Annotated in this window: 9 protein-coding genes; 7 read left to right on the top strand and 2 right to left on the bottom strand. The window is 69.9% G+C overall.

What is annotated here, in order from left to right:
- Nucleotides 1-194 precede the first annotated feature (194 nt).
- Nucleotides 195-3,566: a S8 family serine peptidase gene (locus tag EIZ44_RS34305; RefSeq protein WP_240691494.1), complete on the top strand. Its 3,372-nt coding sequence runs from the start codon at nt 195-197 to the stop codon at nt 3,564-3,566.
- 63 nt (nt 3,567-3,629) lie between these two features.
- Here EIZ44_RS34305 and EIZ44_RS34310 read toward each other — a convergent pair whose 3' ends face one another.
- Nucleotides 3,630-4,568 carry a LysR substrate-binding domain-containing protein gene (locus tag EIZ44_RS34310; protein WP_134733312.1) on the bottom strand — a complete coding sequence of 313 codons (939 nt, stop codon included), beginning with the start codon at nt 4,566-4,568 and terminating at the stop codon, nt 3,630-3,632.
- Entirely contained in the window at nt 4,544-5,497 is a 954-nt protein-coding gene (locus EIZ44_RS34315) for a LysR family transcriptional regulator (protein WP_134733314.1), read from the bottom strand. Before EIZ44_RS34315 ends, EIZ44_RS34310 begins: the two co-directional genes overlap by 25 nt.
- Before the next feature lie 227 nt (nt 5,498-5,724).
- Between EIZ44_RS34315 and EIZ44_RS34320 the strand changes: the two genes are divergently transcribed.
- The 6 genes from EIZ44_RS34320 (at nt 5,725) to EIZ44_RS34345 (ending at nt 14,719) form a co-directional block, all read left to right on the top strand.
- Nucleotides 5,725-6,408 (top strand): tRNA-dependent cyclodipeptide synthase, encoded by a 684-nt coding sequence (locus EIZ44_RS34320; protein ID WP_134733316.1) that lies wholly within the window; start codon nt 5,725-5,727, stop codon nt 6,406-6,408.
- The gene (locus tag EIZ44_RS45785) at nt 6,405-8,087 is read left to right on the top strand and encodes a cytosine permease (RefSeq protein WP_134733318.1); all 1,683 of its coding nucleotides are present in this window, start codon (nt 6,405-6,407) and stop codon (nt 8,085-8,087) included. Before EIZ44_RS34320 ends, EIZ44_RS45785 begins: the two co-directional genes overlap by 4 nt.
- A 10-nt stretch (nt 8,088-8,097) precedes the next feature.
- Nucleotides 8,098-8,562, top strand: coding sequence for a thioredoxin family protein (locus EIZ44_RS34330; RefSeq protein ID WP_037818633.1), 465 nt, complete (start codon nt 8,098-8,100; stop codon nt 8,560-8,562).
- A gap of 61 nt (nt 8,563-8,623) precedes the next feature.
- Nucleotides 8,624-9,793, top strand: coding sequence for a S8 family peptidase (locus tag EIZ44_RS34335; RefSeq protein ID WP_134733320.1), 1,170 nt, complete (start codon nt 8,624-8,626; stop codon nt 9,791-9,793).
- 297 nt (nt 9,794-10,090) lie between these two features.
- Nucleotides 10,091-11,245 (top strand): MFS transporter, encoded by a 1,155-nt coding sequence (locus EIZ44_RS34340; RefSeq protein WP_134733322.1) that lies wholly within the window; start codon nt 10,091-10,093, stop codon nt 11,243-11,245.
- A gap of 174 nt (nt 11,246-11,419) precedes the next feature.
- The gene (locus tag EIZ44_RS34345; protein ID WP_134733324.1) at nt 11,420-14,719 is read left to right on the top strand and encodes a protease pro-enzyme activation domain-containing protein; all 3,300 of its coding nucleotides are present in this window, start codon (nt 11,420-11,422) and stop codon (nt 14,717-14,719) included.
- Nucleotides 14,720-14,721: the final 2 nt, after the last annotated feature.

The following is a 14,721-nucleotide window of genomic DNA, read 5'->3' on the forward strand; positions in this document are numbered from 1 at the left end:
TCCCGTTTGCCGGATTTGTTTCCCACTATTGTCGCTTGTGGATCGTGCGGGAGTCGGAAAGAGTTCTGCTATCGGGAAATCGAGCGCGGCACGAGTGCGCCCGATTTCGTCGGGGCCGGTAACTCACGAACCCTTCTAGCAGGAAGTGGGAACTGCACATGGGGCGTTCCTCGCGATCCGTTCGCGCCCTGGTCATGGCTGCGACCGGCAGCCTGGTGCTGGCCGGGGCGACCCAGCCGGCGCAGGCTGCCGCACCGGCCGCCGCGGCGGACACCGCGCCGCAATCGGTGATCGTCGTCCTCGCGGACCAGCTGCCCAGCGCGCCGCCCACCAAGGCGGCCTCGGGCACTCGCCGCGCCAAAGCCACCCAAGAACAGGATTCGGTGCTCGCCAAGCTCGTCGGCGCGGCACCGGCCAAGGTCAAGCACTTCGCGCTGGGCAACGCGTTTTCCGCCACCGTCACGCCCGCGCAGGCCGCACAGCTCGCGCACGACCCGGCGGTCGCGCAGGTCCTGCCGGACAGCAAGGTGACGCTGCCGGACGCCAAACCGGGCGCACCGGCCGCCGCGCCGAAGGCAGGCGGACCGGCCGCGCAGTCCACGCCGAACGCGACCTGCCCGGCCGACCCGGCGAAACCGTTGCTGGAGCCCGAAGCGCTGACGTCGATCCGCGCGTACAGCACCGCCGGAGGGAAGAGCGCGTCCGATCTGGCCAACGGTGCCGGTGTGAAGGTCGCGTTCCTCGCCGACAACATGGACCCGAACTACGCGGACTTCATCCGTCCCGACGGCAGCCACGTGTTCTCGGACTACCAGGACTTCTCCGGCGACGGCCCGAACACGACCGACTCCGGGGCCGAGGCCTTCGGCGACGCCTCCTCGATCGCCGCGCAAGGCGTCGTCGTGCACGACCTGTCGAAGTTCGTCAACGAGAAGCACCCGCTCCCGGCGGGCTGCAACATCGTCGTCAAGGGCGTCGCGCCGGGTGCGAGCCTGGTCGGGCTGAACGTCTTCGGCAAGACCGCCACGAACTCCGCGGTGCTGCAGGCGATCGACTACGCGGTGACCGTCGACCACGTCGACGTGATCAACGAGTCGCTCGGCCTCAACCAGTACCCGGATTCCAGCTCCCGCAACCTGTTCCAGGTCTTCAACGACCAGGCCGTGGCCGCGGGCGTCACCGTGACCGCTTCCAGCGGCGACGCGGGCACCACGTCCACGATCGGCAGCCCGGCCACCGACCCGCTGGTGATCTCGACCGGCGCGACGACCGACAACCGGCTGTACGCGCAGACCGGCTACGCGGCTTTCCCGTTCTCCAACGGGAAATGGGTGAACGACAACATCTCCGCGCTGTCCTCGTCCGGCATCACGCAGAACGGCCGCACCATCGACCTCGTCGCACCCGGCGAGGGCAACTGGGCCGACTGCTCCCCGGCGTACTCGGAATGCCGCAACTTCAAGACCGTCCCGGAAGGCACGGACCTCGAATCCTTCGGCGGCACCAGCGAATCCGCCCCGCTGACCGCGGGCGTCGCCGCGCTGGTGATCCAGAGTTATCGCAATTCCCACCACGGTGCGTCGCCGACGCCCGCACAGGTGAAGCAGATCATCACCAGCACCGCGCGGGACCTCAACCTCCCGGCCGACGAGCAGGGCGCGGGCCTTCTCGACGCCCGCGCGGCGGTCGAAGCGGCGCTCACCGCTCCGGGTTCGACCGGGGCGCCGGCGGGCGTCTCGTCCAACATCACGCTGTCGGCCGACCAGCTGACGCTGGAAGGCGCGCCGGGCAGCACGCAGCACGCGTCGGTCAACGTCACCAACTCGGGCACCAAGCCGCTGACGGTCAGCACCGGCACGCGGACGTTCGCCCCGATGGGGACGCAGACACAGACCACCGGGTTCGACTCGACCAAGCTGCCGACCTTCCCGTACTTCAACGGCACGAACTGGGCGTACAAGAAGGTCACCTTCTCCGTGCCGAACGGCGCGCAGCGACTGCTGGCGCGGATGGCGTGGCAGGGCAGCCCGAAGACGGTCAACGGCCAGTCCGTCACCCCGGTGGTGCGGCTGACGCTGCTCGCTCCGGACGGCACCTTCGTCGCCAACAGCCGTCCGCAGGGCGGGGCCGCGACGGCGAACTACGCCAACGTGGACGTCACGCGCCCGGCCGCGGGCACGTGGACCGCGGTGCTGTACTCCGCGTCCGGGCAGGCCGGCTACACCGGTGACATCCAGCTGGCGACCACCGCGCAGCGGGCTGTCCCGTACGGCCAGGTTTCGCCGCAGATCCTGCAGCTCAACCCGGGTCAGACGAAGCCGGTGCACGTCGCACTGCAGGCCCCGGCCAGCGGCGGCGACGCGGACTACTCGATCACCTTCGGCAGCTCCGACGGACACCAGACCACGGTGTCGGCCGTGCTGCGCGCGCTGATCCCGACGAAGAACGGCCCCGGCGCGTTCGGCGGTACGATCACCGGCGGCAACGCCCGCGCGGTGTCGCCGGCGCAGACCTTCTCCTACGAATTCGACGTTCCGCGCGGCAAGCGGGACCTCGACGTCGCGGTGAAGCTGCAGGACCCGGGCACGCTGCTCGACGGCGTCCTGGTCGACCCGAACGGCGAACTCGCCGACGTGAACAGCAACGCCTACCTCGATTCGGCCACCACGCTGAAGCAGGGCACCGCGTTGCAGCTCGTGGACGCGAACCCGCTGCCGGGGCGCTGGCACCTGGTGCTCGTCGTGCAGAACCCGGTGACGGGCAAGCAGATCGACCAGCCGTTCACCGGAACCGTCGGCTTCGACCAGGTCTCGGCCAGCGCGCCTGCGCTGCCGCAGTCCGCGTCGCTCGCCGCGGGCAAGGCGGTGACCGTGCCGGTGACGGTGCGCAACACCGGCATCGAACCGATCGCCATCGGCGTCGACGCGCGCACGAACGCGAAGCAAACGCTCCAGCCGCAGCCGATCCAGGGTTCGACTGAGGTCGACCTGCCGGAGTTGAACGCGAACGCGCCGGTGTACTCGATCCCGCCGGAGACGAGCAAGTTCACCGTCGCGACGTCCTCGACCGTGCCCGCGCAGGCGGAGATCCAGGGCTCGGCGGCGGGCATCGACGTGCTCGGCGACCTGAAGTCCGCGCAGAACGGCAGCACGGTGTCGGTCGCGACGATCGGCGAGAAGACCGGCTACGTCACCAAGGGCGTCTGGTTCGCCGACGTGCAGGAGATCGGCCCGTTCGGTCCGGACGGCGCGCCTGCCGGGCATTCGAGCTACACGGCGTCGATCCAGACGGCGGGCTTCGACGGTTCGGTGACGTCGTCGACCGGCGACCCGTACGGCCAGTCGGTGGACCCGAACGGCACCGGCGGCACGCCGCAGCTGGTGAAGCCGGGCGAGACCGCGACGATCCTGGTGACGATCACGCCGTCGGGCAACCGCGGGCAGAAGGTGGCCGGGCACTTGAACATCGTGACCGTGCCTTCGCTGCCGACCGGCGTGACCGGTCTGCCGCAGGTCGGAACCGGTGAGGTGCTGGCGACTCTGCCGTACAGCTACCGCATCGGCTGATCTCGCGTTCCGTGAGGGGAACCCTGAGGGAATCTGATTCCCTCAGGGTTCCCCTCACGTACTTCACGTGCTCAGAAGCGCGCGGAGGGATTCGGCGTGCGCGCGCGTCATCGCCGCCCGGACGCGCGGGAGGCGCCCGGCGAGCGGCCCGTCGTCCGCCCAGGCGAGCACGAGAGTCGAGTTCGTGGCCGCGCAATGCAATGGCCGGTAAGAAGTGTCCGGCATCGGTCTCGTCGGCGGAGCTGTCACGGTCAGGATTCCGGCGCCGTGCCCGAGAGACAGCACCGCCCATTCACTGTCGGCGTAGCAGAGCCGCGGATCAGCACCGGCGTCGGCGAAGGCCGCGAGCAGTGCCCGCGTACGCGGCTGCACGGTCTGGTCAAGGAGAACGCAGCGCTGGCGGGACAGCGCGGCCGGCGTGAGCGAGTCCGGGACGCCGAGCGGATGTCCGAGCGGAATGCCAACCACCAGCGGTTCCGTGGCCACCGAAACCCATCCGAGAGGGCGTTCCCGCACGGCGTCCTGGCGCAGCAGGCCGAGGTCCAGTTCCTCGCGCAGCAACGCTTCCGCCAGCTCCGCGGCCGATTCGGCGGTCCGGATAGCCAGCCCGGCGTCGGGATTGCGCAACCCCACCTCGCGGATCAGCCGCGGCAGCACGGGTGTCGGCACCGAGCCGATCCGGATCTGCGCGACGGGACGCTCCAGCCCGGCGCGAGCGGCGGTCAGCATCCGGTCGAACTGCGGGACCACCGCCGAGGCGTGTTCGAGGAGGAGTTCGCCGGTCTCGGTGAACAGCTTCCCGGCCGGTTCCGCGGCCAGCAGCGCGGCGCCGATCATCCGTTCCAGCCGCCGGATCCGCAGGGTGAGCTTGGCCGGGGTGGTTCCGAGCACGGCCGCGGCGGCCGCCACGCTGCCCGCCTCGGCGACCGCGACCAGCAGCTTCAGCTGCCGCAGCTCGAGGTCGGCGCCCGAGCGGATCAGCTGGTCCGGGCGGTCAGCCACGGCAGTTCCCCCGGAATCGCGCGCGGGCCGTCGAAGCCGCCCTTGTGGTCGTGATAGGCGTCGAGGATCAACCCGGCGAGCAGGCTGACCCGCGCGGCGACCGGACTGTCCTCCCGATACAGCAGGAAATGGCTGGTCCGCGCCCGCAGTCCGGGAACCGGGCGGTGCACCACGCCCGGGGCGAGCGGGCGGGAGGCCTGGACGAGCGTGACGTCGCCCTGGTAGCGGACGATCTCGTCGCGCGGGCCGGAGACCGGCACGTAGTGGGCGATCACCGGGGCGAAGCCGTACGGGCCGCACACCCGGGCGAGGAACTCGCGGCAGCGGTCCGGCCCGGTCGAGGAGATCCACCGCTCGTGTTCCAGCTCGGCCAGGTCCACCTCGTGCCGGGCGGCGAGCGGATGCCAGTCCGGGAGCATCATCAGCAGCGGGTCCTCGGCGAGGTCGATCCGCCCGGTGTTCGCGGGCAGCGGCACGTCGCACTGTTCGGACAGGACGGCGAGGTCGAGTTCGCCGCGGCCGAACCAGCCGAGCATCTCCGCGGTCGACTCGGCGGTCCGGATCTCCGCCCGGTCGCCGAGCCCGGTCGTCTCCAGTGCGCGAAGCAGCGGGCCGGACAGGACGGTTTCCGACCAGCCGACCCGCAACGCGCTTTCGCGCTGGGCGCAGTGCTGTGCGAGGGCGGGCCCGATCCGGGCGGTGCGTGCCAGGATCCCGTCCGCGTAGTCGAGGATCAGCTGCCCGAACGGCGTGGGCCGCACCCCGGCGCGGGCGCGTTCGAACAACGCCCGGCCGAGCAGTTCCTCGATCCTGCGCAGTTCGCGGCTGAGGGCGGGTTGCGGCAGCACCAGTTCGGTGGCCGCGCGGTTGAGGCTGCCCGCTTTCGCGATCGCCTGGAGGTGGCGCAAATGCTTGAGTTCCAACTCCACGAAAGTTCACGATATGACGCCTGCCGGGGCGAGTGCACCGGCGAAAGTGTGGCAATCGCCCGACCAAAGTAGGAAATCCTCTTTCCGAACCGCCGGCCTCGCCGTCCCGCGACGGCATAACCGGCAGGCATTACCCACGCCGTCCGGATCCCGGCACAGTGATCCGCACCAGTCCCGCCCCGCCGGGAGAAACGCGGAATCGAGACGAGAAAAGGTGGAGGATTTCCATGTTCGACGCGACTCCGCTGTCTTCCGGCTGCGCCCGCCTGTATCCGGACGTCCGGCACGCGTGTGTCGGAGTGAGCCCGTTCAACGGTTATTTCACCGCGGACCGGCTGGCCCGGCTCGCCGCGTGGACCGCGGAGCACTTCGCCGAGTTCTGCTTTTTCGTCCCGGACGAGGTCACCGCCTACACGCTCGAAGCGCTCGGATACCCGCCGGCCAGGGCGAAACAGAAAGCGCACCGGCAGTCCTGCCACGTGCACAACAAGATCGCCGCCGCACTGCGCGCGCTGGACGTGCCCGACCCGGAGAGCCGGATCCTCGGCATGGCCCGGCTGCGCGAACTGCCCGCCTATCGGCGGCTGCTCGCGGCGGCGGAAAACCACTTCGAAACCGACAGCGCATTCCGGTCAGCCTGCTACGGCGCTTCCACCTGGGTGCTGCAGGGCCGGACGGGAAACGTGCCGGGCGAGGGCGCGCTGCGGCTCGCGGTGCGCTACTTCCTCGCCGAACTCCCGTTGTTCGCCGGTTCCGGGCTGATCACCGGAAATCCGCGGTCGATGTTCGTCTACCACCAGCGGGTGCCGTTTCTGCGGAAGTTCTTCGACCGGGAATTCGCGTTCCGGCCCGAGCCGGGCCAGGGTTTCCTGGTCGTCGCCGAAGCCGCGCTGGAAGCGACCGGCCGATGAGCGACCGCCACGACGACTATTCGCTGACCCGCGTCCCGGACGCCGCCCGCCGGTCCTGGCCCTCGGTCGCGGTGCAGCGGTTCGGGCAGGTGTCGTCGTTCCAGCAGTTCATCGTCGGCGCGCTGCTGGGCTACGGCATGACGTTCTGGAACGCGGTGCTGGCCATCACGATCGGTTCGGTGCTGCTGGAGGTCATCACCGTGCTGCTCGGCATCGCCGGGGTGCGGGAAGGACTGTCCACCTCGGTGCTGGCCCGCTGGGCCGGGTTCGGCCGGAAGGGTTCCGCGCTGGTCGGCCTGCTGGTGGCGGTCAGCCTCGCGGGCTGGTTCGGCGTGCAGAACGGGGTGTTCGCGCACGGGATGCACGCCCTCGGCGGCGCGGTGCCGGAATGGGGCTGGGCGCTGGTCGGCGGAGCGGCGATCACCGTGATCACCGTCTACGGCTTCCGCCTGATGGCCTGGACCGCCTACCTGACCGTGCCCGCTTTCCTGCTGCTGGCCGGGTATTCGGTGCTCGACGCACTGCACACGCACTCGCTGGCGGACTTGGTTTCCGCTCCCCCGCCGGGACCGCCGCTGTCGCTCGGCGCGGCGACCACGCTGGTGTCCGGGGCGTTCATCCTCGGCGCGCTGATGACCCCGGACATGACCCGGTTCAACCGCACCCGCGCCGACGTCGTCAAGCAGACCGTGCTCAGCGTGACGCTCGGCGAGTACCTGATCGGGCTGATCGGCGTGCTGCTCGCGCACGCCGCCGCGACCTCGGACGTCGTCGGCATCGTCACCTCCTCCTCGGGGCTGCTCGGCACCCTGGTGCTGGCCACCGCGATCCTCAAGATCAACGACTGGAACCTGTACTCCTCCTCGCTCGGCCTGGTCAACGTCGTCGACGTGCTGTTCGACCGGAAGGTCGGCCGGGTGCGAGTGGTCCTGGTGCTCGGGGTGTTCGGCACGGCGGCGTCCGCGCTCGGGATCGCCGACCACTTCGCCGGGTTCCTGACCGCGGTCGGCGTGCTCGCCCCGCCGGTCGCCGGGGTGCTCATCGCGGAGTACTTCGTGCTTCGCCGGTGCCGTCCGGTTTTCGCCGCCCTGCGCCGGGGACAAGCGGTCGCCGGGCGCGACTGGGAGCTCGCGGCGCTGATCAGCTGGGCGCTCGGGACGGCTTTCGCGCTCGTCTTCGATTTCGGGATTCCCACGATCAACTCGGTGGTCGTGGCGTTCGTCAGTCACCTCGCGGCGGGCCTGCTTGCCCGCCGCCGGAACCCGGGAGGAACCGGCATGCTGCCGCTGATCGGCCGCGAAGAGCTGAAAACCGCGATGGACGAGGGCACGGTGATCGTCGTCGACACCATGCCGCCGGACTACTACGCCCGCGAACACCTTCCCGGCGCCCGCAACATCCCGGGCTTCCCCTACGAGCAGGCCGCGGCGTTCACCGACGAGCATGCGCCGCGGGTGGTCCCGGACAAGGACGCGGCGATCGTCGTCTACTGCGCCAACACCCCTTGCCGCAACAGCGAATTCGTCGGCGCCCGGCTGCTCGAACTCGGGTACGCCGACGTCCGCAAGTACCGCGAAGGAATCGAAGACTGGGTCGGCGCCGGCCATCCCACCGAAACCGGCCCCGCCCCCGAAGCCCCGGCGCGTCCGGCGCCGGTGCCCGTCACCCACCCCGAATAGAGGAGAGAACATGGGAACGAGAATCCGGATGTTCGCGGCCGTCGCGGCGATGACGGCGGGAGTCCTCGGCGGCGCCGCGGCGACGCCGGCGAGCGCCGCCCCGGCGTCCTACGTTTCGCTGGCCCCGCAGGACGAGACCGTCGTCGACGTCACCTCGGCCAACTACGACCAGGTGATGGAGATGTCCAAGACCAAGCCGGTCGTGCTGGACTTCTACGCCAGCTGGTGCGGTCCCTGCCAGAAGATGGCCCCGTACCTGGAGAAATACCACACGGCCGACGGCGGCAAGTGGATCTGGGCGAAGGTGGACCTGAGCGAGCAGGGCCAGAACAAGGACATCGCCGACAAGTACGGCATCGAGTACATCCCCACGCTGATCGACATCTCCGCCGGACAGGAGAAGGGCAGCCGGGTGGTCGGCTTCGACGAGGGCAGCGGCCCGGACGACCTGCGCACCTGGCTGAACAACCTCTGACCGCGCCCGCCTCCGCCGGGATTCCCCGGGATCCCGGCGGAGGCTCCCCGAAGGGACGACCATGAAACGCACCCCGAAAGCCGTCGTGCTGGCGGCCCTGCTCTCGGTCGCGGCCGGCGTGCTGCCGGCGGCGGCCTCCGCCGCGCCGGACGACGCCGCGGTGTACATCGTGCGGCTCAAGCCGATGGACAAAGACAAGGACAAGGTCACCGCCGCCGCGAACGCGCTGATCGCCAAGTACGGCGGCACGCTGCGCCGGGTCTACTACTCGGTGTCGCAGGCGTTTTCCCTTTCCGCGACCCGGGAACAGCACGACAAGTACCTCACCGACGCCGCGGTCACCACGGTCGGGGACAACCAGGTCTACACCGCGGCCGGGACCCAGGACGACCCGCCTTCGTGGGGACAGGACCGGATCGACCAGGCGGACCTCCCGCTCGACGGCAGCTACACCTACCCGAACACCGCGGCCAACGTGCACGTGTACGTGCTCGACACCGGGGTGCGCACGACCCACCACGACTTCGGCGGACGCGCCCACGCCGCGTACGACGCGGTCGACCCCGACGCGGACCAGAGCGGAACGGACTGCAACGGCCACGGCACCCAGGTCGCGGCCGCCATCGCGGGCCGCCGTTACGGTGTCGCGAAAGAGGCTTCGGTCGAATCGGTGCGCACCCTCGGCTGCGACGGCACGGGCACGTCCGAGGAGATTCTGTCCGCTTTGGACTGGGTGAACCTCAACGCACAGCGCCCGGCCGTGCTGAACCTCAGCTTCGCCGGCCCCAGCGGCACGGTCCTCGACATCCAGCTCTACAAGATGACCCAGAACGGCCTCGCCTACACCGTCGCCGCGGGCAACGGCACCGGCGGTGCCGGAGTGAACGCCTGCGACATCACGCCCGCCCGGCAGACCACCGGGATCACCGTGGGCGCCACCGATCAGGCCGACCACCGGGTGCCGTCCTCGAACTTCGGCAGCTGCGTGGACCTTTACGCGCCCGGCAAGGACATTCCGACGGCGGGCAACACCGGCGATTGCGCGTCGAGCGTGGTTTCCGGCACGTCGATCGCCTCGGCGGAAGCGGCGGGGGTGGCGGCGATGTTCCTGTCGGCGCATCCGGACGCGACGCCGGACCAGGTGCTCAAGGGCATGACCGACGCGGCGACGAAGGACAAGGTCGTCGATCCGGGCGAGGGATCGCACAACCTGCTGCTGCACACGACGTAACCGCGCGCGGCCGGGCGCGTCGCCGCGACGCCACGCCCCCCACCATGGACGTCGCGGCACCGCCCGGCCGCTCCCCCAGCACATAGCCGACTCGGCCGCCGCAGTCCCCGGCCTCAGCCCCGGACCACGCAAGCCCGAGCGCCCCACAGCGCGTAACCGGCTCAGCCGCCGCAATCCCCAGTCCCAGCCCCGCACCACGCAACCCCGAGCACCCCGCACCGCATAACCAGCCGGGCCATCAAGCTCCCCACCCCGCACACCCGACGCGGCCGACCGCCACGACCCCAAGGACCCGCCATGGACGTCAGCGCGCCGCCCGCTCGCACCGCGCTTCCCCTGCCCGCTCTGCTGGCCTTGGCCGCGTCGGTGTTCCTCGGCTGCCTGACCGAGATCGTCCCGGCCGGGATCCTGCTCCCGGCCGCCGCCGATCTCGGCGTGTCCCCGGCCGCCGCGGGGCAGCTGGTCACCGTGTACGCGATCACCACCGCCCTCACCGCGCTGCCGTTGACCGCGGCGTCGGCCCGGATGCCCCGCCGGAAACTCCTGCTCCTGCTCGTCGCCGGGTTCGTCGCGACCAACCTGGCGATCGCGCTGTCCCCGTGGTTCGCGCTGGTGCTCGTGGCGCGAGTGGCTTCGGGAGCGCTCACCGGAATCCTGTGGTCCCTCGTGGCGAACTACGCCATGCGGCTCGTCCCTGCGGAACGGGCCGGTCGCGCGCTCGCCGTCGCGATGGCGGGCACCCCGGTCGCTTTCGCGTTCGGCGTCCCGGCAGGGGCCGCGCTCGGCGAACTCGTCGGCTGGCGCTGGGTGTTCGCCGGGATGGCCCTAGTCTCGGTGCCGCTGCTGTGGTGGATCGTAGCGGTGGTTCCGCCGCTGTCCGGCGAAGAACCGGGGGCCCGGACAAGCCTCCGCGCCGTGCTGCACACCCCAGGGCTGCGCCCGCTATTACTGCTGGTGATCGCGTTTTCGTTGGCGCACAACATGTTCTACACCTATCTCGGACCATTCTACGCCGCTCGCGGGCATCTCCCGTTGTTGAGCGCCGGGTTGTTGCTGTTCGGCACCGCGACGGTGGCCGGGCTGTGGCTGGTCGGGCTCGCTCTCGACCGGCATCCTCGCGCGGTGCTCACGTGCTGCGCCGCCGTCACCGTCTGCTGTTTCGGCATACTGGTCTTCGGCGGCCACGAACCGGTACTGCTGCTCGTCGCGTGTGCGTTGTGGGGCTTGGCTTTCGGCGGCGCGCCGACCTCGTTCCAAGCGGTCACCGCGGTACTCGCCGGACGCCGGGCCGACATCGCGCAGTCGCTGACCATCGCCAGCTGGAACGGCGCGGTCGCCGGTGGCGCGCTGACGGGCGGAGTTCTGCTCGGCACAGGCGCGCTGCCCTGGACCGCCATCGCACTGATGGCGATGCCGGTTTTCCTTTCCCGTTTCGTTCTCCCGGCGCGGTGAACCAGTCCGCCATTCTGTGGAAGACTGTTTCACCCCACCCTTATGACCAGGGAAAACGTCATCGTTCAGAATCACCGTTGAACGTCGTCGAACGTTCAGCGAGCACGATTCGCAGACCGCCGCCGCGGCTAGCCTTGGCCGGCTGTTTCTTCTCCGCTTCGCTTTGGAGGAATCGTGCTCCCTCGTTCCCTGTGGGCGAGACCGGCCGCCGCGGCAGCCGGTCTCGTCCTGACGGCCGCCCTGGCGATACCGGGTTCGGCCGCCGCCCAAGAGCCCCGGACGCCGCTGGCGCCCACCGGCTCCGCACCGGCCGGCGCGCAACGGCTCGGCGCCACCGATCCCGGCCGGGAGATCCCGATCGCACTGTCGCTGCGGCCGCACGACGAAGCCGGGCTCGCCCAGTTCGTCGCCTCGGTCAGCGATCCGCGGTCGCCGGACTACCGGCATTTCCTGTCCAGCGCGGACTATTCGGCCCGATTCGCGCCGCTAGAGTCCGATGTGGACGCTGCGAAGGCATACCTGGAGAAACAGGGCCTGCGGGTCACCGACGTCTCGGCCAACCGCCAGGTGGTCGACGCGGTCGGGACCGTCGGACAGGTCGAGGCGGCGTTCGGCACCCGGCTCGGCGACTACGCCGACTCGGCCGGAAAGCATTTCTACGCCAGGGAATCCGCGCCGAGCGTGCCGTCCTCGGTCGCGAAGATCGTGCGCACGGTGACCGGGCTGACCAACCGGCCGATCGCGCACCGCGCCTCAGCTCCGGCCGGTCCCGGCGGCCCGGGCGGCGGCTACACCCCCGCCCAGTTCCGCACCGCCTACAGCATGAAGCAGCTTTCCGGTTCCTACGACGGATCCGGGCAGACGGTCGGGCTGATCGAGTTCGACTCGTTCAAGCAGTCCGACATCGACGCCTGGACGAACTACTTCAAGCAGCCCTCGGTCAAGCCCCAGGTAGTGCCAGTGGACGGCGGGGTTTCCCAGCCGGGCAGCGGACAGCTCGAGGTGACGCTCGACATCCAGGCGGTCGCGGCCACCGCGCCCGGCGCGAGCCAGATCGTCTATGAGGCACCGAACAGCGACAAAGCCTGGGTCGACGAGATGGCGAAAATCGCGAGCGACAACGCGATCACGATCCTGTCGGGCTCGTGGCTGCTCGGCGAGAAGTGCGAATCCGACCCGATCGCCGCCTCGCACGACTCCTACTCCCAGATGGTCGCCCAGGGCGTCACGCTGCTGTCGGCCTCCGGGGACTGGGGAGCCACCGGCTGCGGCTACAACGGCGACAACTCCACCGTGCAGGCCGACTACCCGGCCAGCGACCCGCTGTTCACCGGCGTCGGCGGCACGCAGCTGCGGACGAGCGACAGCGCGGGCACTTACCAGTCGGAATCGTGCTGGAACCAGGGCGGCACCGGCAACACCCGCTCCGGCGGCGGGTATTCGGCGGTCTACAGCAAGCCGGATTGGCAGCCGGGCAGCAGCAAATACCGTTCGGTGCCCGACGTCGCGCTCGACGCCGACTACGGAGCCGGCGCGCTCTCGGTGTACATGAACGGCGGCTGGCAGGACGTCGGCGGGACGAGCCTGTCCTCCCCGTTGTGGGCCGGATATCTCGCGATGGTCAACCAGAAAGCGAAAAGCGCGGGCAAGAGCAACCTCGGCGCCATCAACCCGACGGTGTACTCGATCGCCCAGTCCTCGCAGTACTCCTCCGCCTTCCACGACGTCGTCTCCGGCAACAACGGCACCTACGACGCGGGCACCGGCTACGACCTGTGCACCGGCTGGGGTTCCATGCAGGGCGACAACCTGGCGGACCCGCTGATCAACGGCGCGACACCGCCCGCGGCCAACGACTTCTCCCTCGCCGCGGACCCGGCCTCGCTCAGCGTCGACCCGGCCAAGTCGGCGACCACGAAGATCACCACCAAGGTCGTCAAGGGCAGCGCGCAAAGCATCGCGTTGTCGGCGAGCGGGCTCCCGGCCGGTGTCACAGCAACATTCGACCCGTCTTCGGTGACCGCAGGCGGCACCTCCACCCTCACCCTCGCGGCGTCGTCATCGGCCTCACCAGGGCAGACAACCGTGACAGTGACCGGAAAAGCCACGGACGCCACGCACACGACCCCGGTCACGCTCACCGTCAACGGCTCCGGCCAAGGCGATTTCTCACTCAGCGTCGACCCGGCATCGGCGTCGGTCAACGCCGGGCAATCCGCCACCGCCACCGTCTCGACGACCGCGGTGAACGGCGCCGCGCCGTCGGCGAGCCCGAGCGTGATCAACGGGCAGACGACCACCGTCGCCAAGTACCCGTTCATCATTTCCGAACACCGCACCGGCGGGGTGCGCCCGCAGGAGCAGTCCTGCACCGGCAGCGTGGTCGCCAAACGGGCGGTGCTGATCGCGGCGCACTGCAAGTTCGCCGACGGCGACCCGAAGTACCTCATCTACGGCCGGGACGACCTGAACGACACGAGCACGGGCACCCGGATCGAGATCGCGGAATTCCGGATCCACCCGGACTACAGCCCGCAAAGCGACCAGGGCTGGCGCAACGGCAACGACGTCGCGATCATCTTCACCAAGACCGACATCCCCGTTCCCGCGGGCATGACCTACCCGAAGATCGCGTCCTCCGCCGACGATCTGCCGCTGGGCACCCAGGGCACGGCCATCGGCTACGGCAAGACCGACGCCAACGACGCCACCAAGAACACCAAGCTGCGCGAGGTCGTACTGCCCACAGTGGACGGTTCGAACTGCAGCACCATCGATTCGTCGGTGTTCAAGCCGGAATACATGTTCTGCGACGGCTACGGCGACGGCAGCAAGGGCCTGTGCCAAGGCGATTCGGGAGGGCCGTACTACTACAACGGCAAGATCTACGGCGTCTTCTCCTGGCTGCGCACCGACTGTGCGTCCTACAACGCGCACGGAAAGCTGTGGGGTTCGATGGGCGACTGGGCCAACCAGCAGATCGGCACCACGCCTCCGTCCGGCGGCGACATCGCGTTGTCGGCCAGCGGATTGCCCTCCGGGGCGAGCGCGACGTTCGATCCGGCGTCGGTCAACGCGGGCGGTTCGGCGAAGCTGACGATCGCCACCAGCGCCTCGACCCCGCAGGGGACGTACCAGGTGACGATCACCGGCAAGAACGCCACCGCGAGCCACGACACCACGTTCACGCTCACCGTGCAGGGCGGTTCGTCCGGTCCGGTCACCGTGGCCGACCCGGGTTTCCAGGCGGTGCCGCACGGTTCGCCGGTGCACCTGGCGATGCGCGCCTCCGGCGGCACCGGCAGCTACTCCTGGAGTGCCGCCGGACTGCCCTCGGGGCTGACCATCGACCGCGCCACCGGCGTGATCTCCGGAAACCCGCAGACCACCTCGGGTCTGCTGAACTCGACGATCACCGCCACCGACACGTCAGGCACGGCGGGAAAGGTGCAGGTCCCCTGGTTCGTCTACTGACC

This window comes from Amycolatopsis nivea, from assembly GCF_004522235.1.
Classification (GTDB): domain Bacteria; phylum Actinomycetota; class Actinomycetes; order Mycobacteriales; family Pseudonocardiaceae; genus Amycolatopsis; species Amycolatopsis nivea.

Coding starts and splice junctions, on each gene's coding strand:
- EIZ44_RS34330 (WP_037818633.1), top strand. CDS start 8,098: ATGGGAACGAGAATCCGGATGTTCGCGGCCGTCGCGGCGATGACGGCG.
- EIZ44_RS45785 (WP_134733318.1), top strand. CDS start 6,405: ATGAGCGACCGCCACGACGACTATTCGCTGACCCGCGTCCCGGACGCC.
- EIZ44_RS34320 (WP_134733316.1), top strand. CDS start 5,725: ATGTTCGACGCGACTCCGCTGTCTTCCGGCTGCGCCCGCCTGTATCCG.
- EIZ44_RS34335 (WP_134733320.1), top strand. CDS start 8,624: ATGAAACGCACCCCGAAAGCCGTCGTGCTGGCGGCCCTGCTCTCGGTC.
- EIZ44_RS34340 (WP_134733322.1), top strand. CDS start 10,091: ATGGACGTCAGCGCGCCGCCCGCTCGCACCGCGCTTCCCCTGCCCGCT.
- EIZ44_RS34305 (WP_240691494.1), top strand. CDS start 195: ATGGCTGCGACCGGCAGCCTGGTGCTGGCCGGGGCGACCCAGCCGGCG.